This is a genomic window from Corynebacterium ihumii, from assembly GCF_028609825.1.
GTDB classification, from domain to species: domain Bacteria; phylum Actinomycetota; class Actinomycetes; order Mycobacteriales; family Mycobacteriaceae; genus Corynebacterium; species Corynebacterium afermentans.
Window position 1 is genome coordinate 2,259,228 of the sequence record NZ_CP063190.1, and the last position, 20,294, is coordinate 2,279,521.

Below are 20,294 nucleotides of genomic sequence, written 5' to 3' on the forward strand. Positions count from 1 at the left end.
GTTTCACGTGAAACATTTCGTCCGCATCCACTACAACGTCCCCGAACTCGGCGGCGAGCTGCTCAACATCGCCGAACTCGAGGAAATCTCAGCCCACGAGTGCACCATGGTGCGCATGATTGAACTCGACCCAGCCGAGACCATCACCGGCATCTACGTCGACGGCCGCGTCATCGGCCAGGCAAACCAGCCCATGGGTACCGTCCCACACCCGCGCACCTACGACTCCATGGAGGGCATCACCGCCACCCACCTCAGCGAGGATGAGTTCGAGGGCCTCTGGTCCGAAGCTCAAGCAAAGTTGCTATAGCCTATCGACGCACCTCCGGCCCGCCCCGCCACCGGCGCGGGCCTTTTTCGTTGGTGGACCCCAATAGTTGGTGGTGCCGGAATTGTCCGCAATGCGGAGTTGTGGGGGGACAGGGCCCGTCAGGCAAAGGGACCGGACGACAACGCCACCACGAGAGTAATCGGCCAGGCAAACAGGGTAAGAACAGACAATACCCCCAGCAGGGGGCGCTTATCCCGCACCGCGATGACAAACCCCAGAACTGATACCGCGATCAAGACAGCCCAATAAAGCCATTGGCCCCACACGGGAACGCGGTCCCCCATAAACGGTGTTGCGATCCAAACCGCGACAAAAATTGGGTAGATAAACGCGGTGCGGTGAGCTTTCTCCACGATCGGGCGCCTCCTTTCGTTGATAGACCCCACAATGCAGTCTCCCGCATCTGTCCGCAATACGGCACCGTTTCGTTGGCCCCTACCAACTATTGGTGATGGCGGAGTTGTCCGCAATGCGGAGTTGCGGAGTGGTCTGAGGGGCGGGCATGGGCGGAGCTGACGTCGATATGCAATAGCCAATAGTTGGTTCGCCCCCGCTTGTCCGCAATGCGGAGTTGCGGACAACTTATAGCGCGAGTTAATAACCACATTTCAGCAGGTCAGAGGAATGTCGGACACGAGTTTTATAATGCCCGCAATCGAACTCGCATTCGCCTCAAGGGGGCCAAAATGACCGCCGCAGTTGCCACAGAATCCAACCCACTCGCCATCGCATTAAGCCAGCAAATTGAAGACTCGCACCGCGCAATGACCCAGAACAAAGCAGAGCTGCTGTCCGCAATACAAATGTTTGATGAACTCGCACTTGCTATCGAATGTGGCTCGTCAACCACCGCGCACTTCCTCATGCGACGCCTGGGCGTGTCCTCCTCGACCGCGCACGAATACGTCAGCGTCGCCCACCGCCTGAGGCCCTTCCGTTACCTCCACAAACACTTCACTGCCGCTGCGCTGAGCTACTCGGTGGTGCGGCTGCTTCTGAAGTACATGACGCCCGAAAATGAGCGTGAACTGGTAGATCTCGCCCTCGGAATGGGTTACCACGAGCTCGAATGCGCGCTGGCGGGGAAGAAGCCGCAGGACGGGGAGGACGACGACAGCCCGCAGTACTACCTGAGCCTGCACAAGCGCGACAACGGCGATATCGCGTTCCACGGCAATATGAATGCAGCGGACGGAGCCGGGTTCATCGCAGCGTTGAAGATCGGCGAAATTGCGTACTGCAGCCTCGACGAGGTGCTCGAGGACCTGGACCCTGAGGTAAACGGCGAAATCAACATTGCCCTCGAGCGAGCCGAGGAGGTGGAGGAGAACCGCCCCGCGCGGAAGACAGTCTCCGGCTACGGGCTGCCGATCGGGCGGATGCTGCTGCGGGCGCTCATGGGCATCGTCCACATGGCACGAACGACGCCACGCAACACTCTGACCACGCCGGGTGCGCACGTGAACATTCTGGCCACTCCGGACGGTCGAGGGTATATGCCCAACAACGTGGGCGCGCCGTCGAAAGCCATTGCAAGCTTGCTGGCTAATGCGGACATACGCCTATCGACGGTCAACTCCGACGGCCTCATCCTCAACACCGGACGCAAACAGCGCCTGGCAACGAACGGGCAGGTCAACGCGCTTTTGGCGATGTGGGGCGGGCAGTGCGCGGCACCAGGGTGCACGCACACGCGCTTCATCGAGATCCACCACATCGAGGACTGGGCCAGCGGCGGTCTCACCGACCTGGAGAACCTCCTGCCGCTGTGCTCCGCCTGCCACTCCTTGGTTACGGAGGGGTATCTGCAGACGTTGAAGGAGCACTCCGACATCCACTTCGTCTACCGCGACGGGACGCGCTTCGTGTCCACGAACTACTCCCTACCGCAGCGCAACGACACCATGTGGACCATGGAGGAGTGCAACTGGTCTTTCAACGACCAGTGAGGCTTAGAAGAACTGCTCAACGGCCGGCGCACCCGGGACACCCGGGATCTTGCCCGCTGCGGCCGCGGCGGCACCAACGAGTGCCAAGACGCCTGCGGCGATGCCGGTGCCGACGAGGATGTCGTAGGTGGTGCCGAGCTTGTAGCCACGTGCGACATCGTTCTTCAGGGAGGACTTAGCGCTCTTCGGCACCAGGTTCTTCTCAGAGGAGCTCTTGTACGGGCCCGAGTAGCCAGAACCTTCGTTGCGGAGCTCACGGGCCTCGGCCTTCAACTTGGCGGCAGCAAGGTGGCCATCGGTGACGTCGGAGGCGCGATCCGGGCTCACGATGTCGGAAAAGTCCTTCTGGTTGCCCTCCTCAGCCTGTGCCGGGACGGCCGCCAGCGACAGGGCGGTGGTTGCCGCCAGAGCAGCTGCGGTAATGCGCTTCATTGGAAACTTCTTTGTACGAATCTGACGGTAAATTACCCGGAACCGGGCTCGGGACAGTAAAACACACGTTTCCGCAGGTATTCAAGACTTTCCGGGGATGTAACGTCTCCACCTTCTGTGACGATATACATACCTTCAAATGCGGAAAACTCCCCTCCCGAGCAGGGGAGAGGAGTTCAGATATTGGCGCTGGGACTTAGAACGGGAGCTGGCCAGCCAGCTGCGGCGGCAGAACGCCAGCAGCCTTTGCGCCGTAGCCGATCAGGCCGAGGCCAGCGACGGAGACAGCGATGTTGATGCTGGAGCCAGCATCAACAGAGCCCTCGACAGTGGCGATACCCGCGCGAAGCGCCCCCTCAGTGTTTGGAATCAAGCCTTCGGCGTTCGCCGGAGAGACGGCGATCCCGGCGGTAAGGGCAGCGGTTGCAGTGGCGATAGAGACAGCGCGCTTGACGTTCATGAGAGCTCCTCAAGGATAGGTTCGGGCCAGCTGTGAATTACCTGGCTACCATCTATTAGACACGACCACGGTCGCCTGTCTCGAGAACCGCGAAATTTATTCCTGCTAGACAATCGCCGCCGATGTTTCACGTGAAACTAGTTGTCCTCGAGGTTCGCGGGGAAGGTGGCGAACAGGGGCAAAGGCATTGCTTGCCGACGCATCACGTCTCCCCACAGATCCGCACCCGCGGGAGCGACGACGTCGGAGGGCAGGGCGGGGGTGACAAACCAGTCACCGCGCAGGATCTCGTCGTCAAGCTGGCCCGGCGCCCACTCGGCGTAGCCGGCGAAGATACGGATGCCGTCGAGGAAATCGCCGACCTCGAGGGGAGAGGCGTTCAGGTCCACGAGGACGAGGCGGTTGGCCAGGCGGTTGAGGTAGGGGTGCTCGGGCGCGCCGGCCGTCGTCACGCCCAAGCCCACGGCGGATTCCGCACCCACCGGCCCACCGATGTGCACGGCCTGCGGCTTGGCGGCGAGTTCGGCCCAGCCCGCGTCCATCACGTTGGCGACGGCGACCTCGCTGCGGCGGTTCAGCACCACGCCGAGGGTGTGGTCCGTGTCGTGCTCCAGCACGAGCAACACAGTGCGGGCGAACTCAGGCGAGAACATGCCGGGCGCGGAAACGAGCAGCATGCCCGGCTCCGGATCCACCCGCTCCAATGCGTTGAACAGGCGGTCTGCGTAAAAATACTCAGGCATTTTCCTTCTCCCACCAGGCTTTCAGCTCGGCGACGGCTTCGTCGTGCTCAAGTTCGCCGCGCTCCAAGCGCAGCTCCTTGAGATACTTCCACGCCTTGCCCACCTCCGGGCCGGGTTTGAGGCCCAGGATCTGCATGATCTCGTTGCCGTCCAGGTCCGGGCGCACGCGCGCGAGGTCCTCCTTGGCGGCGATGTCGGCGATGCGCTCCTCCAGGTGGTCGTAGGTGCGCTGTAGGCGCGCGGCCTTCTTTGCGTTGCGGGTGGTGGAGTCGGCGCGCACGAGTTTGTGCAGCTTGGGCAGTAGTTCGCCGGCGTCGGTGACGTAGCGGCGCACTGCGGAGTCGGTCCACTGGCCCTCGCCGAAACCGTGGAAGCGCATGTGCAGGAACACGAGTTGGCCCACATCGGTGATGACGTGCTTCGGGTACTTCAGGGCCTTCAAGCGCTTGCGGGTCATCTTCGCGCCGACCACCTCGTGGTGGTGGAAGGTCACGCCGCCGCCCTCCTTGGGCGCGCGGGTGGCGGGTTTGCCGATGTCGTGCATCAGCGCCGCCCAGCGCAGCTTCAGGTCCGGGCCTTCGTCCTCGAGTTCGGTGGCCTGGCGCAGCACGGTCAGCGAGTGGCGGTAGACGTCCTTGTGCTGCATGTGCTCGTCGGTCTCCAGCTGCAGCGCGGGAATCTCGGGCAAAATATACGAAGCCAGACCGGTGGACACCAGCAGGTCGATGCCCTCCCAGGGACGCGCGCCGAGCATGAGTTTGTCCAGCTCAGCCTGTACGCGCTCGGCGGTGATCCGCTCGATCTCCGAGGCCATGTCGCACATCGCGTCGAACACCCGGTCGGCCACGCTGAAGCCCAGCTGGGAGACGAAGCGGGCCGCGCGCAGCATGCGCAGCGGGTCGTCCCTAAACGACACCTCGGGCTCCTGCGGGGTGTCCAGCACCTGCTGCACGAGGTCCGCGAGTCCGTCGACGGGGTCGTGGAAGGTGGGGGAGAGGCGCAGCTCGTCGTTAAGTGAAAGCTCAATGGCCATCGCATTGCAGGCGAAGTCGCGGCGGACCAGGTCGCCCTCGAGCGTGTCGCCGAAGGTGACTTCGGGGTTGCGGGTCACGCCGTCGTAGAGGTCGGAGCGGAAGGTGGTGATTTCCACGGTTTCGCCGTGGCGGATGGCGGAGACGGTGCCGAACTCGATGCCGGTGTCCCACACCTTCTCGCCCCACTCGTCCAGGATCTCCTGGATCACCTCGGGGCGTGCGGAGGTGGTGAAGTCGAGGTCGTGCACCCCGCGGTCGAGCATCGCGTCGCGCACCGAGCCGCCGACCATATATAAGGTCTCGCCGCGGTCGGAAAACAGTTGCGCGAGGGGCTCAAGCAGAGCAGCATGCTTGGCCACGACATCCTGCGCCCTCGCCATCAGCGCAGGGGCGGCCAAAGGGTCGGTCGGGTCTGGCATATCGAAGAGCTTCTGCGTCACCCGGGACACGATACCCGCCACCCCCGCGCGGGAAGTACCACAACCGGCCGAAAGACCGATACCATGACACGAATGAGTGACAACCAGCGCCCGGTACCGGGGCCCTCTAACGGCAAGGGGGGCTCCGGCGGCGGTAAGCGCCGGCCGCGGCGCCGGCGCGGGGGCAAACCCGCCGAGCAGCAACAGCAGCCGGGAGACAAACCGAAGCGGAAGCGGAATAACCGCCGCGGAAAGAACTCCCGCGGCGGGCGCAAGCAGCACAATCGTCGGAGGTCGAAGTACCAGCAGCACGATTCGTCGATAGAGACGCGCGACGAGACCTCCGCCGGCGGCCTGGTGGTCTCCGGCATGGCCGAGGCCGTGGGCAAAGACGGCAAGGTGGACATGAGCCGCATCTACGTCGCGCTCATCGGCCGCTTGGACCGCCGCGGGCGGCTGTTGTGGTCCATGCCGAAAGGCCACGTGGAAAACGGCGAGCACCAGTGGGTCACCGCCGAGCGCGAGGTGTGGGAGGAAACCGGCATCACCGGAGAGGCCTTCGACACCCTGGGCACAATCGACTACTGGTTCGTCTCCGACGGCGTGCGCATTCACAAGACGGTGCACCACAACCTGCTGCGCTACGTCGACGGCGTGTTCAACGACGAGGACCCAGAGGTCACCGAGGTGGCGTGGGTGCCCATGAGCGATTTGATGGAGCACCTCGCGTACGCCGATGAGCGCAAGCTCGCGCGCATCGCCTACGACCGGATGCCGGACTTGGCCAGAAAGGAAAAGAAGGCCGGAAGGGCAACTCCGCGATGAACCGGTACGCCGCGCTGGCTGCCGTCGTGCTCGCCGCCCCCGCCGTGCCGCTGGCGCCGGACAGCCCGGAAGTGACGGAGCACTGGGCGAACCTGACCGTGCGCCCGTCCGAAGGCGAGCAGGCGAGTGTGGAGGTCGTGGAGGCCCCGCACGCCATCTCCGCCCACGATCCGTTTCACGTGAAACTTCGCGTGACCAACCACTCCGAGGACACGCTCGAGGGCTTCAGCGTGGTTCCGCGCCGAGCTTCGGCGGTGGCCTCCGTGATGGAGCAGCGCTACGCAACCATCGCCGGCCCGCAGGAGTATTCGGTGGTGGGGGACGCGCGTGACGTCGAAAAGCATTTGGCCCCCGGCGACTCGCTGGAGATCGAGATGGACCTGGGCCTCGACCTGCCGGATGTGGGCACGTACCCAATCATGCTGCAGCTTCTCGACGCCTCCGGTGCCCCCCTCGACACCGACCGCTTCCACATGGGCGTCAAGGGCGTCCGGGACAACATCCGGGCCGCGGAGCTGACCGCGCTCTACCCGGTGACCGCGGACGTGGACATCCTGCCCGGCGAGACCGGCGAGGCACCCGAGACGCAGCCGCTGGTGCTGGCGAACGACTCGCTGGCCGGCCAACTCGCGCCCGAGGGGCGGCTGAGCAAACTGGTGGACCAGTACATCGAGGCGGCCCAGACACCGGAAGTTGGTTACGCCACCTGCGTCGCGCTGGACCCGGCGCTGATCGACACCGTGGAGCGCATGCAACACGGCTACACCGTCGACGACGAGCGCCCCGCCGTGGTGGAGGAACCGAAGCGTCTGCGCGACTCCTGGGGAGGCGAGGGCGACCCCGACGGCGAACCCGGCGTCGGCGTAGACGACGCGAAGGTGTGGCTGGACAAGGTGCGCCACATCGCCGCCACCGGCTGCGTGGTGTCGCTGCCGTGGGCGAACGCGGACTTGAACGCCGTGGCGCGCACCGGCGACACGTGGCTCATGCGCGAGGCGGTGGAGCGCGGGCCGTTCGTGCTGCAGCGCGTACTGGGTACCGCCGGCACCCTCAACACCGTGGTCACCGGCGCAGGCTACGTCGAAAACGGCACCGCGCCGGCGCTGGGATGGGCGGACCATTCGCGCTCCACCGTCATGGACGAAGGCATGCAGGCCGCGTGGGAACGCGCCGAAGCGGCCGAGGTACAGGAAGAACACGACGGGTCTGAAAGCGCCCTGGAGCGCGCGGACCTGGCGGATCTCGCCAGGTCGGCCGCACCCGCACCGCAGCAACCAGTGCGCGTGCTGGCCGCCGCTGAAGGCAGGGACTACGGCTGGATCGCGCCGGGAGTGTTGACGGTGGGCTACCAGTCCTCCCTGGCCACCGTGCTGGCCGCCACCGGCGTGGACCCCGAAACCACCGGTTTTTCCCAGCAGAACCTGCGCTACAACTACGCCGTGGACTCCAAGGCCGCCCGCGACACCAACGCCGCCGCCGCGGTGCGGCTGGCCGCCCAGTCCGCCTGGGTGGCGGGAGACTCCGGGGAGCAGCCGGAGCCGGTCCTGGTCGCCCCGCCGGTGAACTGGGACGCGGACACCGCCGCCGCCGTGCTGGGCACCGTGGCCGAGCTAGTCACCGGCGCGGGCGCGCACCCCATGGCGTTTGGCACCTACCTGGACGCTCCAGCTGATGTTCAGCCGGCGGGTGAGCCGGAGCAGCACACGGACCCCACCGCGTTCACCGACGCGGAGGTGCTGCAGGTGACCAAGCAGGCCGGGTTCATCAACGACCTGACCGGGCTGATGGTGCCCGACACCGGCATTGCGCTGACCCGCTACGGGTTCACCCTGCCGCTGCGCCGGGACCTGCTGCAGGCGCTGTCCATCGGGCAGCGCCGCGCAATGTCGCGCTACAGCGACGCGGCGGCGGCCACTAGCGAGCGCCTCGGCGCCTCCCGCGCCGCGCTGGGAGACCTGCGCTCGGCGGTGGACCTGATCCCGCCCGGGAACGTCTACACGCGCACCTCCAATTCCAGCCCGCTGCTCATCGTGGCCCGCAACGGGTTGCCGCTGCCGGTGGAGACCTCCATCAACTTCTCCGGGCCTGCGGACGCCCGCCTGCACGTGCCCGGGGTGCTGCGCATCCCGGCCCGCGGGTCTGTCACGGTGCAGATGACCGCGGACCTGCCGGAAAGCTCCCGCGGCACGGACCTGAATCTGTACCTGGCAAGCGCGAACGGGCAGCCGATCTCACAGCCCGTGGACATCTCCGTGCGCACCACGCGGATCACGGTGGGCCGCTGGCTCGCCATCGCCGCGCTGGTGCTGGCCGGGCTGCTGGTGGTCATCGCGTTGCGCGGCGCGCGGGGCAGCCCGCCCGCAGACGGCGAACAAAAACCAAAAGCCAGCAGACCTAAGAATCGGAGAACCAAGTGACGGAACAGGGACTGCGCCGGCGCATTGTCACGCCAGCGCCGCCAGCGCCGGTACCGGCGCCGCGCGAAACCAAACCGGCGCGCGAGGAGCTCGAGGACGGCGCGCCGGATAAGTCGCTGCTGACCACCAGCCCCAAGGGTGAGACCATCGCCCCGCCGCAGACCGCCGACACCGTAGCCGCGGGCACAGCAGGCACTGTCGCTGTCGCCGAACCCCAGGCCAGCGAAGAGGAGCCCACCGCCAAGGGCGGGGAGAAGGTCGTGCGCGCCACCGGCTCCATGGCCGTGGCCACCCTGATCTCGCGCATCACCGGGTTCATCCGCACCGTGCTCATCGGCGCGGCGCTCGGCGAGGTGGTGGCGGCGTCCTTCAACACCGCCAACACCCTGCCCAACCTGATCACGGAGATCGTGCTCGGCTCCGTGCTCACCGCGCTGGTGGTGCCGGTGCTGGTGCGCGCGGAGAAAGAGGATGCAGACCACGGCGCGGCGTTTATCCGCCGCCTGTTCACGCTGACCCTGACGCTGATGACGGTGGTCACCGTCGCCGCCGTGGCGGCCGCGCCGCTGCTGAGCCGGATGATGATGGACGAGGACTCCCTGGGCAACCTCGTCCAAACCACCTCGTTCGCGTATTTGGTGCTGCCGCAGATCTTCTTCTACGGCATGTTCTCCCTGTTCATGGCAATTTTGAACACGAAGGAGCACTTCCGCCCGGGCGCCTGGGCCCCGGTGGCCAACAACGTCGTCTCCATTGCCGTGCTCGTGGCGTACATGGCGCTGCCGGGGCGGCTGAACCCGGCGGCGCCGACGTCGATAAGCAATCCCCACGTGCTCCTGCTGGGCCTTGGCACCACGGCCGGCGTGGTGGTGCAGTGCCTGATCATGCTGCCCGCGCTGCGCAAGCTGGGCATCGATTTACGCCCGCTGTGGGGCATTGACGAGCGCCTCAAGCAGTTCGGCGGCATGGCGCTGGCGATTGTCACCTACGTGGCCATTAGCCAGTTCGGCTACGTCATCACCTCGCGCATCGCGTTTGACGCGGACGCGGCGGCGCAATTTATCTACCAGCAGCACTGGATGTTGCTGCAAATGCCGTACGGCATCATCGGCGTCACCCTGCTGACCGCGATCATGCCGCGCATGTCCCGCAACGCCGCGGACGGCGACGACGCAGCCGTGGTGGCGGACCTGACCATGGGCACGAAGCTGACGTTCATCGCGCTGATCCCCATCATCATCTTCATGACGGCGCTGGGCCCCGACATCGCCCACGCCCTGTTCGCCTACGGCTCGTTCAGCCCCCAGGCCGCGCACCTGCTCGGCCTGACCATCTCCGCGTCCTCGTTCACCCTGATCCCGTACGCGCTGGTGATGCTGCACCTGCGCGTGTTCTACGCGCGCGAAGAGGCGTGGACGCCCACGTTCATCATCGCCGGCATCACCGGCACGAAGATCCTGCTGTCCGCGCTCGCGCCGTACATCGCACAGGACCCCAGCCACGTGGTGGTGCTGCTCGGTGCGGCGAACGGCTTCGGCTTCGTCGCCGGCGCGCTCATCGGCGCGCTGCTGCTGCGCCGCAAGTTGGGCACCCTGCGCTCCAGCGACGTGCTACGCACCTCCCTCTGGGCGGTGGCCGCGGCACTCGTGGGTGTTGCGGTGATCTTCGGTGTGCGCTGGCTGCTTCGCGACGTCGCCGATCTGCACTTGCCCCAGGCCCTCGGGCGCCTCATCGGTGCCCCCAGCCTGGGCAACCTTATCGAGGTGGGCCTGCTCGGCCTGCTGTTTCTGGTGGTCACCGGCCTGGTGCTGTCGCGCTCCAGGCTGCCCGAGGTGCAGAACCTGGGCCGCGCGCTGCAACGTGTCCCGGTGCTGGGGCGCTTCATCCGCCCGGACGAGGACCGCGCGCTCGAGGTGGGCGAGACGGACCCGCGGGATGTGTCCAACCAATTCCTCGCGTCCGACACCTTCAACGCCTCCCCGGTGCCGCCGCCGATGTCAGCCGGTGTGGTCCGCGGGCCGCGCCTGGTGCCGGGTGCCAGCGTGTCCGACGGGCGCTTCCGCCTGATCCGCGACCACGGCGCCACCACCGGCGCGCGCTTCTGGCAGGCGAGGGAAGTGGCCACCGGCCGCGATGTGGCGCTTTCGTTCGTGGACACCACCGGTGCCGCCCCGATGGCCCCGGCCACCCCGCGTGAGGCAGCGCTGAAGGCCGCCGGCGTTGCGCGTCGCACCCGCAAGATGGCCAAGCTGCACCTGCCCGCGGTGGCCGAGAAAATTGAAATCCTGTCGTACCGTTCCGGCGCCCTCGTGGTGGCGGACTGGGTGGAGGGCTCCTCGGTCAAGGCCGTGGCGGAGTCCGGCCAGACACTGCACACCGAGGCCGTGGCCAACGCGCTGGCACCGCTGGCCGGTGCCATGGCGGCGGCGCACGAGGCGGACGTGCCGCTGGGGCTAGACAACCGCCAGCAGCTGCGCATCGACCACGAAGGCCACGTGCGCCTGGCGTTCCCGGTGGTGCTGCCGGACGCCACCCCGGCAACCGACGCGGAGTCCTTCGCCTCCGCACTGACGCTGCTGACCAGCAACGTCAGCTCCGACGACCTGGACGATGTCACCGCCCGCACCCGCGCGCTCGTGGACGCGGACGCGGTGGACCAGGCCGCCTTCCGCGACATCGAGCGCGCCCTGTACGAGGCGGCGAACCTGCCGGTGCCCAACGAGGACGCGCCGACGGACGAGATCCCGGTGGTGGAGATCTACGAGCCGGTCGAGCCGGTGGCCGAGCACGTGGAGGACCCGGACGAGCTGCGCGGCGGCTTCGGCGGCCGCACCATGGGCCCGGTGACCATCGGGCTGCTCACCTTCGCCGCGGTCATCGCCGCGGTGCTGGTGGGCGTGCTCACCACGTACCTGGTGGACTTCGTCTCCGGCGAAAACGTGGTGGACCGTCCGTCGGCCGCGCCCACAACCACCACACGCGCCCCGGGCATGCCGGTGGTCATCGGCCCGCTGAACATGGAGGTCTTAGATGACAGCTCCGTGCAGTTCACCCCTGAGGATGGCTCGGCGTTCACGCTTGAGCAGGTGCTTATTGACGCCTCCGGCACCGCCAACTACACCCTGTACGGCGTGCCGGCAGAGCAGGAGACCGCGCACCCGCCCGTGATCGCGGAGGGCAAGTTGCGGGGCGGCCAGATCAGCGCCGACGTGGAAACCAACGAACCACTGTTACGCGTGGTGCTGAAGGTGGACGGCGAGACGGATGTGAAGAACCTCTCGCTGGTCGGCCACGAGGTTGTCCACTGAAATGCGCACCCGGCCCTAGGCAGGGGGTCTAGGGCCGGGGCATAGTGGGGGCAACTGAATTTTTGGGGGGAAAATGGACTACATCAACGACCGGCAGCTGGTGGCGAACTACCTGACAGGGGACCGGCAGGCCTTCGCGCTCATTGTGCGGCGCCACCGCAAACGCATGTACTTCGCCGCCCGCAACTTCGCGCGCAACGAGCAGGACGCCCAAGACATCGTCCAAGACGCCCTGTTCAAGGCGGCGCGCAGCATGCACACCTACCGCGGGGAAGCGAAGCTGTCCACGTGGCTGCACCGCATGACCATCAACGCGGCAATAGACCACCAGCGCAAAGACGGCCGCTCCGGCGCCCAGTGCAGCCTGGACGACAACGACTCGGTCGACATCGACGCGAACAAATACCTCGCCTACAACCCCATGGAGAACATGGAGCGCACCATGGCCATGCGGCAGGCCCTGGCGGTGTTGCCGCAGGCGCAGCGCAAAGCGCTGTGGCTCATCGACGTCGCGGGCATGAGCGTCGGCGACGCCGCCGCGGAACTCGGGGTGCAACCCGGCACCGTGAAGTCGCGCCGCTACCGGGCGCGCGAGGCCGTCGCAGCGGCGATAGGGGAGGCGGCGCCGGCGCGCTAAGATCTGCAACCATGACTTCCCCCGGCTTCAACTTTGTCACCCCGCAAACCGATGCGGCACCGGCGCCCGCAGCCGCCACCACCGGCACCGACGAGGTGCACGACCTGATCATCGTCGGCTCCGGCCCCTCCGGCTACACCGCCGCCCTCTACGCCGCCCGCGCGGAGCTGAAACCGCTCGTCTTCGAGGGCTACGAGTACGGCGGCGAACTGATGAACACCACCGAGGTGGAGAACTTCCCCGGCTTCGAAGACGGCATCATGGGCCCGGATCTCATGGCGAACATGCGCGCCCAGGCCGAAAAGTTCGGCGCGGACCTGCGCCAGGAGCTGGTGGACTCCGTGGACTTTTCCGGCGACATCAAAAAGGTCGTCGTGGACGACGAGGTCTACCAGGCCCGCGCCGTCATCCTCGCCACCGGCGCCGCGCCGCGCCACCTGGGCATTCCGGGCGAGGCGGAGCTGACCGGCCGCGGCGTGTCCACCTGCGCCACCTGCGACGGCTTCTTCTTCAAAGACCAGCACATCGCCGTCGTCGGCGGCGGCGACTCCGCCATGGAGGAGGCCACCTTCCTGACCAAGTTCGGCTCCAAGGTCACGCTGATCCACCGCTCGGAGAACTTCCGCGCCTCCAAGATCATGCTCGAGCGCGCACGCGAAAACGACAAGATCGAGATCCTCACCAACACCGTCGTCGACTCCGTGGTGGAAGCGGACGGCAAGGTCGGCGGGCTGAACATCCGCAACACCGTCACCGGCGCAGAAAGCGTGCTGGATGCCACCGCGCTGTTCGTCGCCATCGGCCACGACCCGCGCTCCGGATTCCTGGCCGGCCAGGTGGCCGTGGACGAGGGTGGTTACGTCGAGGTAGCGGAGCCGTCGACAAGCACGAGCGTTGCAGGCGTGTTCGCGTGCGGCGACCTGGTGGACAAAACCTACCGCCAGGCCATCACCGCCGCCGGCGCCGGCTGCCGCGCCGCGCTGGACGCACAGCACTACCTGGCGGCGCTGTAGACTAGCGCGCATGAACGCACCAGTTGATGTGACCCAAGCAACCTTCAAAAACGAGGTCATCGAGGCGGACACCCCGGTGCTCGTGGACTTCTGGGCGGAGTGGTGCGGCCCGTGCCGCAAACTCTCCCCGCTGCTGGACGAAGTCGCACAGGAAATGGCCGGCCAAGTCAAGGTGGCGAAGGTCAACGTGGACAACGAGCGCGCGCTCGGCGCCATGTTCCAAGTCATGTCCATCCCCGCCGTCCTGCTGTTCAAGGACGGCAAAAAGGTCGACGAGTTCGTGGGTGTGCGCCCCAAGTCCGAGATCGTTTCCAAGATTCAGGCGCAGCTCTAGCGGCGCGTAGACTGACTCTGTCCATCCGAATAGAAAGGCCCGCATGCAAGACATTTTGCGCGTTGGCGACTCCAGCACACGGGTCGCCGAGGTCCGGATGTCCTTAGCCCGCCTGGGCCTGCTAGACGGCTACGAGGGCGAGATCGACTCCACCCGCCGCTTCACCGAAGCCGAGATGCTTTACGACGACACGCTGTGCGAAGCCGTCAAAGCCTTCCAACAATCCCGCGGCATCGTTCCCACCGGGACCATCGACTCGGCGACGCTGCGGGAACTGCGCGAAGCGTCCTACACCCTCGGCGCGCGCGTGCTGAGCTACCAGCCCGGCCAGGAAATGGTCGGCGACGATGTCCGGCAGCTGCAATCCCAGCTCCACGAGCTGGGCTTCTACCCGCACCGGATAGACGGCCGCTTCGGTCCGCACACCTACGAGTCGCTGATGAACTACCAGCTCAACTCCGGGCTGGAAGACGACGGCGTGTGCGGCCCCGACACGCTGCGCGCCCTGTCGCTTCTGGGCCGGCGCATCACCGGCGGGTCCGCCCAGGCCATCCGCGAGCGCGAAACCGTGCGCCAGGCCGGCCCGAACCTGACCGGCAAGCGCGTGGTCATCGACCCGGACCTGGGCGGCACCGACCGCGGCCTGGTGGTGGACGGCCCGTACGGCCCCATCACAGAAGAAGAAATCCTGTGGGATTTGGCCCAGCGCATTGAGGGGCGCATGGTTGCCGCCGGCATGGAGACCATCCTGTCGCGCCCGCGCGGCGACAACCCCTCCAACAAGCAGCGCGCCGACCTGGCCAACGGGTTCAAGGCGGACCTGGTCATTTCGCTGCGCCTGGACTCCTACCCGAATGAGAAAGCCAACGGCGTGGCCACGTTCTATTTCGGCTCCGAGAAGGGCAGCTCCTCGTTAACCGGGGAGACGCTCTCGGGCTACATCCAGCGTGAGGTCGCCGCCCGCACTCAGCTACAGAACTGCCGTAACCACGCCCGCACCTGGGAGATGCTGCGCATGACCCGGATGCCGTCGGTGGAACTTGTGGCCGGCTACCTCACCAACCCGGGGGACCTGGCCATCCTCACCGACCCAAACGAGCGCGACGCCATCGCCGAAGCCGTCGTGGTGGCCGTGAAGCGCCTCTACCTACTCGACCACGACAACCGGCCCACCGGCACCTACTCCTTCAAGGAGCTGCTGCGGGAGGAAAAGCACGCCTAGTCGGTGCCCTGGATGAGCCCCATGATGCGCTCGAAGTCGTCCTTGTCGCCGAACTCGACCACGATTTTGCCCTTGCGCTTGCCCATGGTCACCGACACCTTGGTGTCCCAGATGTCAGCCAGTGAGTCGGCGGCGCGGGTGAGGTACTCCGGCTGCGGGGCGGGCTGACGCTTCGGCTTGTCCGGCACCTTGCCGCCTGCGTTGATCAGGGACACGGCCTCTTCCGTGGCGCGGACGGACAACCCCTCGGCGACGATACGGTCAGCGAGTTGGGCCTGGGCGTCAGCGGAGTTGTCGCCAATCTTGATGCCCAACAGCGCACGCGCGTGGCCTGCGGAAAGCACGCCGGCGGCGACGCGGCGCTGCACGCCCACGGGCAGGTTGAGCAGGCGGATCGCGTTGGTGATCACGGGGCGCGAGCGGCCCAAACGGTCCGCGAGCTGCTCCTGGGTCACGCCGAACTCGTCGAGAAGCTGCTGGTAGGCGGCCGCCTCTTCGAGCGGGTTGAGCTGGACGCGGTGGATGTTTTCCAAAAGCGCGTCGCGCAGCATGTCCTCGTCGGAGGTTTCACGCACGATCGCCGGGATGTGCTTCAGGCCGGCCTTGGAGGCGGCGCGCCAGCGACGTTCGCCCATGATCAGCTCAAAACCCTCGGGCGTGTCGCGCACAACGATGGGCTGGAGCAGGCCGAACTCGCGGATGGAGTGGACCAGCTCGGCCAGCTCGTCCTCGTCGAAGACCTGGCGCGGCTGCTTCGGGTTGGGGATGATCTGGCCGACCGGGATCTCCTGGTAGCGCGCGCCCACCGGCACGGGCTGGATCACCTTGTCGCGCTTGGCAGACACTGTCGGGGCGCCGTGGACTTTCTTTTTGGGGGCACCCTTTGGTGCGTCGTCAGGCTTGGGAGCTTCTTTGCCAAAGATCACGTCGGAGGCGCCCCCGCCGATGCCCGGGGTCTTGCCGTTTTTGTCGATGTCCGACGGCGTCGACGGGATCAGCGCCGCCAGTCCGCGGCCGAGGCCGCCCTTGCGTTCTGCCATTGATTAGTCCTCCTCAGAGTCGAGCTGGTTGTAGACCTCGGGGCTCACGCCGATCGGGCCGGTAGTGGGGTGGGGCTGGTAGTCGCCGCGGGTAGCCAGCTCCTTCGCCGCGTCGAAGTAGGCCAGCGCACCGCGGGAGCCGGGGTCGTAATCGATGACGGTCTGGCCGTAGCCGGGCGCCTCGGAGACCTTCACGGAGCGGGGGATGACGTTGTTCAGCACCACTTGGCCGAACTGGCCGCGCACCTCGTCAGCCACGTCGGCGGCAAGGCGGGTGCGGGCGTCGTACATCGTCAGCAGGATCCCGGAGATGTGCAGGTTGTGGTTCAGGTGCTCGCGGATCATGCCGATGTTGCTCAAAAGCTGGCCCACGCCCTCGAGCGCGTAGTACTCGCACTGGATGGGGATGAGCACCTCGTCCACCGCGGTCATCGCGTTGATAGTGAGCAGCCCAAGCGACGGCGGGCAGTCAATGAACACGTAATCGAAGCCGTGCTCGTCCAAGAATCCGCGGCGGATCTGGTCGTGCAGGCGGTATTCGCGCCGCACCATTGACACCAGTTCAATCTCCGCGCCGGCCAGGTCGATCGTGGCGGGGATGCAAAACAGGTTCGGATTTTCCGGGTGCGGCTGCACAGCGTCGGAGGCCTCGGCCTCGCCGATGAGCAACTCGTAGCTCGACGTGATGCCGGAGGTGTGCTCCGCACCGAGCGCGGTCGACGCGTTGCCCTGCGGGTCCAGGTCGATCACCAGCACCTTCAGGCCCTGCTTGCTCAGCCCGGCCGCCAGGTTCACGCTGGTGGTGGTCTTGCCCACGCCGCCCTTCTGGTTGGCCACGGTGATCACGCGCGGCTGGTCCGGCTTCGGGAGCGTTTCGCTTCTCGACGTCACACGCGCCGCCCGCATCGCCGCCTCCATCACAGGAGTCTCGTCGTAGTTTTCCATCTACGCCCCCTTCTTTCTGCGCTGGATACGAATCAACGTGGTGGGCTGCTCCAGCACGGATCTGCCCACGGTAAAGATCTCCGCCTCGCCGCCGCCGGCCTTCGCAATGGCCTTTGCGTCGCGCTCGAGTTCCTCGGCCACGGATTCGCCCTTCATCGCAATCATGTACCCGCCGCCCTGCAGCAACGGAATGGACCACCCGGCGAGCTTACCCAGCGGGGCGACGGCGCGGGATGTGACGGCGTCGAACTCCGCCTTCGCCTGCTCCTCAGCGCGCCCACGCACCACAGTCACGTTGTCCAGGCCCAGCTCGGAGACGACCTCTTTGAGGTAGGTGGAGCGCTTCAGCAGCGGCTCGATCAGCGTGATGGAAAGATCCGGCCGTGCAATCGCCAGCGGGATGCCGGGAAGGCCCGCACCGGAGCCGATGTCCGCAACCTTCCGCCCGGGTTCGAACGCCTCCGCGATTACCGCGCAGTTGAGGATGTGGCGCTCCCACAAGCGGTCCAGCTCTTTCGGCCCGATAAAGCCGCGCTCGGCGGCCGTGGTGGCCAGCGAGCGGTGGTATGCCTCGGCCAATCCGAGGCGTTCTCCGAAGACTTGGGCTGCGGCTGCAGGAGAGGTATCCGACATGCACAACACTGTAGTCGGCCCGCCGACATGAAAAAGTCCCGGCCACAAAGGGCCGGGACTACACGTCGATAAGCTAGTGCTAGTTACCTTGCTTCCGCTGCTTCTTCGTGCGGCGGTCCTTGGTGCGCGCGCCCGGGGCGGGGGCGGTGGTGCGCTTGAGCTCCACCTTGCGCGCCTCCTCGGCGGCCTCTTCTTTGTCCATCTTGTTGTTCAGCCACATGGACTGGAAGAACGTCCAAACGTTGTTGGTGAGCATGTAGAACAGCAGGCCGATGTGCCAGATCACGCCGGTGGCAAGAATCATGACGGGGAAGAACCACATCATCATCTTGTTCATCAAGCCCATCTGGCTCTGCATCATCTCGGCCATCTCGCCCTGCGGCTTCGGGCCCTTGCCGGCGGCCTTGCGGGCCTCCTGGCGCTTGACCATGATGCGTGCGTTGAGGTGCGTAAACGCCGCACACAGCACAACCAGCGGCAGGCACACAGCGATGATCTGCGCGCGGGTCAGGTCCACGTTGCTGAACGCGGCGTAGGCTTCCTGCGGCATGGACATGTACGCAGACAGCGGCACGCCGAAGAAGTCCGCGTCCAGGAAGGACTGCACGTCTTCAGCCGGGAAGGCGTAGTTGGCGGTGGAGCGGTTTTCCTCCACAGACATTCCCAGCTCACTGGTGCGGTTAAAGGAGCGCAGCACGTGCAGCAGGCCGATGAAGATGGGCAGCTGCACAATCGGCACGATGCAGGACGACAGCGGGTTCGTGCCGTTTTCGCGGTAGAGTTTCTGCGTCTCCTCGGCGATCTTCTGCTGGTCGCCGTTGTATTTCTCGCGGATCTCCTGCATCCGCGGCTGCATCTCCTGCATTTTGCGCATGGAGCGCATCTGGTTGACCATCGGCTTCAGCAGCAGCAGGCGCACCGTGCAGGTCAGCAGGACGATGGCCAGGATCCAGGAGATGCCCGAATCCTTGGAAATGACAAAGCCGAGAACCTCGTGCCAGAACCTCAGCACCCAGGAAATCGGCGAATAAATGAAATTCAGCACGTTTCGGTGTTACTCCTCACTCATTTCAATGCTGCCCGGCACCGGGTCGTAGCCGCCGGGGTGCCAGGGCCCGCATTTACACAGCCTGGCCGCGGCCATTGCGCCGCCGCGCACCGTCCCGTGGCGTGACACGGCTTCGAGCGCATACGCACTGCATACTGGCATAAAACGGCACGTCCCGCCCATCTTAAGGGGTGAGATGTACTTTTGGTAACCGCGAATCAGCCCCACCAGCAGTTTCGCCACAGGCCCCCTCGCGGCGGGGATTTCGCCGCCGGCGAAGTTGAAGTAGGCCATTATCGTTTCTTTTGCGCTTTGTCCAGCGCTTTTTCAAGATCGCGCGCGAGCTCGTCGCTAGTTGCGGCAGCGGCGGGCGGCAGGGCGCGAATCACAACATCGCAGGAGCGCCCAAGCTTATCGACGAGCTCCCGCTGCAGCACCACATTCCGCAACTTCCGCGACACGGCGTGGCGCGTCACCGCATTGCCCACCTGCTTGGACACCACCAGGCCGAAGCGTGGCCCTCCCTGGATGACTACGTCGCCGCGCTGGTGCATATGCACCATTAACGTGCGAGACCCCGCGCGCACACCCTTCCTCATCGCAGTTTTGAAGTCTGCGGAGGAAGAAAGTTTGTGCGGGCGGGGTAACACGCGCGGGTTAAAACTATGCCGTCAGCTTTGCGCGGCCCTTCTTGCGGCGCGCGGAAACGATGGCGCGGCCGGCGCGGGTCTGCATGCGGGCACGGAAGCCGTGCTTGCGTGCGCGACGACGGTTGTTCGGCTGGAAAGTCCGCTTAGACACGGTGGACTCCTTGTGCGGTCATGAACAGCCGACGGCTCGTCAAAAGCCTCCCGGGGAAGTGGCCGTTCCAAATGTGAAACGTTGCGTTGAGATTGCGGTTCGGCTCCGAAGTCGGAGCGCAGTTCGCGTGCAGCGCCTTCGCCAGCTCGCCTTGGATCAAGCGGCCCGGTGCCCGGCGGGGGCGGTGCTCTCAGATGTACGCCGGTACAACCGACGTAAAGACGGGGTTAAGACTACGCGAATTTGTCCGCCTCGGCCAAATCAACACGCACACTTTTTTCCAGGGGCGATCGGGTACCCCCGTAATTACAACGGTGTGTTTTTTCGCAGGTGGCGCGGGAAATCCTCCCCGCACCCTGCGAGAGATCTGGGAGTATGTGGACAGCTGTTCGACGCGACGAGTTATCCACAAAAACCCGCCTTGGCGAAGTTTCGACAGTCCGAGGTCGGAGCAGGTAACAATGAAGCAATCACCACAATCGCACAGCCTGGGGATGCACAGGCCTGTGGATAACTGTGAAGTACGGGTTGAGACTTCCGCCCAGAACTTGTTGTTTAAGCAGGTCAGAGCGTTACAAAACCTCGCACCCAGTTATCCACAGGGCGTGCAGTCCCTGTGGACAAACCGCGCTGCTAAAGTATCCACACCTGTGGATAACTCTGTGGAACAGCAGGTGACAGCGCGCCGAGCGGGCGAGCAGAG

At 65.7% G+C, this 20,294-nt stretch carries 21 protein-coding genes; 9 read left to right on the forward strand and 12 right to left on the reverse strand.

Annotation, left to right across the window (positions count from 1 at the left end):
- Window positions 1-7: 7 nt before the first annotated feature.
- Window positions 8-310, forward strand: coding sequence for a hypothetical protein (locus CIHUM_RS10905; protein WP_034996651.1), 303 nt, complete (start codon window positions 8-10; stop codon window positions 308-310).
- 119 nt (window positions 311-429) lie between these two features.
- Here the strand turns inward: CIHUM_RS10905 and CIHUM_RS10910 are convergent, their stop codons facing one another.
- Entirely contained in the window at window positions 430-684 is a 255-nt protein-coding gene (locus CIHUM_RS10910) for a hypothetical protein (RefSeq protein WP_034996652.1), read from the reverse strand.
- A gap of 333 nt (window positions 685-1,017) precedes the next feature.
- On the opposite strand from CIHUM_RS10910, the gene CIHUM_RS10915 reads away from it, so the two are divergent.
- On the forward strand, window positions 1,018-2,280 hold the full coding sequence (locus tag CIHUM_RS10915) for an HNH endonuclease signature motif containing protein (protein ID WP_034996654.1): 1,263 nt from the start codon (window positions 1,018-1,020) through the stop codon (window positions 2,278-2,280).
- 3 nt (window positions 2,281-2,283) lie between these two features.
- Here the strand turns inward: CIHUM_RS10915 and CIHUM_RS10920 are convergent, their stop codons facing one another.
- The 4 genes from CIHUM_RS10920 to CIHUM_RS10935 form a co-directional block, all read right to left on the reverse strand.
- Window positions 2,284-2,712, reverse strand: coding sequence for a hypothetical protein (locus CIHUM_RS10920; RefSeq protein WP_034996657.1), 429 nt, complete (start codon window positions 2,710-2,712; stop codon window positions 2,284-2,286).
- Window positions 2,713-2,908: 196 nt separating this feature from the next.
- The gene (locus CIHUM_RS10925) at window positions 2,909-3,172 is read right to left on the reverse strand and encodes a hypothetical protein (protein WP_034996659.1); all 264 of its coding nucleotides are present in this window, start codon (window positions 3,170-3,172) and stop codon (window positions 2,909-2,911) included.
- A 137-nt stretch (window positions 3,173-3,309) separates the two neighbouring features.
- Window positions 3,310-3,915, reverse strand: coding sequence for a YqgE/AlgH family protein (locus CIHUM_RS10930; protein ID WP_034996661.1), 606 nt, complete (start codon window positions 3,913-3,915; stop codon window positions 3,310-3,312).
- Entirely contained in the window at window positions 3,908-5,329 is a 1,422-nt protein-coding gene (locus tag CIHUM_RS10935) for a CCA tRNA nucleotidyltransferase (protein ID WP_034997715.1), read from the reverse strand. The genes CIHUM_RS10930 and CIHUM_RS10935 overlap by 8 nt, the downstream gene beginning before the upstream one ends.
- Between CIHUM_RS10935 and CIHUM_RS10940 the strand changes: the two genes are divergently transcribed.
- The 7 genes from CIHUM_RS10940 (at window position 5,297) to CIHUM_RS10970 (ending at window position 15,124) form a co-directional block, all read left to right on the forward strand.
- A complete protein-coding gene (locus CIHUM_RS10940; protein WP_243427104.1) occupies window positions 5,297-6,193 on the forward strand; it encodes an NUDIX hydrolase in 897 nt (298 codons plus the stop codon). The two genes, CIHUM_RS10935 and CIHUM_RS10940, sit on opposite strands and share 33 nt — an antisense overlap.
- Window positions 6,190-8,610, forward strand: coding sequence for a DUF6049 family protein (locus tag CIHUM_RS10945; protein WP_051106192.1), 2,421 nt, complete (start codon window positions 6,190-6,192; stop codon window positions 8,608-8,610). The genes CIHUM_RS10940 and CIHUM_RS10945 overlap by 4 nt, the downstream gene beginning before the upstream one ends.
- Complete coding sequence (locus CIHUM_RS10950; protein WP_051106194.1) at window positions 8,607-11,918, forward strand: murein biosynthesis integral membrane protein MurJ; 3,312 nt, start codon at window positions 8,607-8,609, stop codon at window positions 11,916-11,918. The genes CIHUM_RS10945 and CIHUM_RS10950 overlap by 4 nt, the downstream gene beginning before the upstream one ends.
- A gap of 73 nt (window positions 11,919-11,991) precedes the next feature.
- Window positions 11,992-12,555 carry a sigma-70 family RNA polymerase sigma factor gene (locus tag CIHUM_RS10955; RefSeq protein WP_034996666.1) on the forward strand — a complete coding sequence of 188 codons (564 nt, stop codon included), beginning with the start codon at window positions 11,992-11,994 and terminating at the stop codon, window positions 12,553-12,555.
- Window positions 12,556-12,566: 11 nt separating this feature from the next.
- Window positions 12,567-13,568, forward strand: a complete 1,002-nt coding sequence (trxB, locus tag CIHUM_RS10960) for a thioredoxin-disulfide reductase (protein ID WP_081634348.1) — start codon at window positions 12,567-12,569, stop codon at window positions 13,566-13,568.
- A gap of 10 nt (window positions 13,569-13,578) precedes the next feature.
- A complete protein-coding gene (gene trxA / locus CIHUM_RS10965) occupies window positions 13,579-13,902 on the forward strand; it encodes a thioredoxin (RefSeq protein WP_034996669.1) in 324 nt (107 codons plus the stop codon).
- A gap of 43 nt (window positions 13,903-13,945) precedes the next feature.
- Window positions 13,946-15,124 carry an N-acetylmuramoyl-L-alanine amidase gene (locus CIHUM_RS10970; RefSeq protein ID WP_034996671.1) on the forward strand — a complete coding sequence of 393 codons (1,179 nt, stop codon included), beginning with the start codon at window positions 13,946-13,948 and terminating at the stop codon, window positions 15,122-15,124.
- On the opposite strand, the gene CIHUM_RS10975 is transcribed toward CIHUM_RS10970, so the two are convergent.
- The 7 genes from CIHUM_RS10975 to rpmH all read right to left on the reverse strand — a co-directional run bounded on the left by CIHUM_RS10975 (window position 15,121) and on the right by rpmH (window position 19,591).
- A complete protein-coding gene (locus tag CIHUM_RS10975) occupies window positions 15,121-16,164 on the reverse strand; it encodes a ParB/RepB/Spo0J family partition protein (RefSeq protein WP_034996673.1) in 1,044 nt (347 codons plus the stop codon). The two genes, CIHUM_RS10970 and CIHUM_RS10975, sit on opposite strands and share 4 nt — an antisense overlap.
- 3 nt (window positions 16,165-16,167) lie before the next feature.
- A complete protein-coding gene (locus tag CIHUM_RS10980) occupies window positions 16,168-17,109 on the reverse strand; it encodes a ParA family protein (protein WP_034996674.1) in 942 nt (313 codons plus the stop codon).
- A complete protein-coding gene (gene rsmG, locus CIHUM_RS10985; RefSeq protein ID WP_034996676.1) occupies window positions 17,110-17,742 on the reverse strand; it encodes a 16S rRNA (guanine(527)-N(7))-methyltransferase RsmG in 633 nt (210 codons plus the stop codon).
- Between the two features lie 79 nt (window positions 17,743-17,821).
- Entirely contained in the window at window positions 17,822-18,787 is a 966-nt protein-coding gene (yidC, locus tag CIHUM_RS10990) for a membrane protein insertase YidC (RefSeq protein ID WP_034996677.1), read from the reverse strand.
- A gap of 9 nt (window positions 18,788-18,796) precedes the next feature.
- Window positions 18,797-19,084, reverse strand: coding sequence for a membrane protein insertion efficiency factor YidD (yidD, locus tag CIHUM_RS10995; protein ID WP_034996679.1), 288 nt, complete (start codon window positions 19,082-19,084; stop codon window positions 18,797-18,799).
- A complete protein-coding gene (gene rnpA / locus CIHUM_RS11000) occupies window positions 19,084-19,440 on the reverse strand; it encodes a ribonuclease P protein component (RefSeq protein ID WP_034996680.1) in 357 nt (118 codons plus the stop codon). Before rnpA ends, yidD begins: the two co-directional genes overlap by 1 nt.
- A gap of 13 nt (window positions 19,441-19,453) precedes the next feature.
- Entirely contained in the window at window positions 19,454-19,591 is a 138-nt protein-coding gene (gene rpmH, locus CIHUM_RS11005; RefSeq protein ID WP_034996682.1) for a 50S ribosomal protein L34, read from the reverse strand.
- Between the last annotated feature and the right edge of the window lie 703 nt (window positions 19,592-20,294).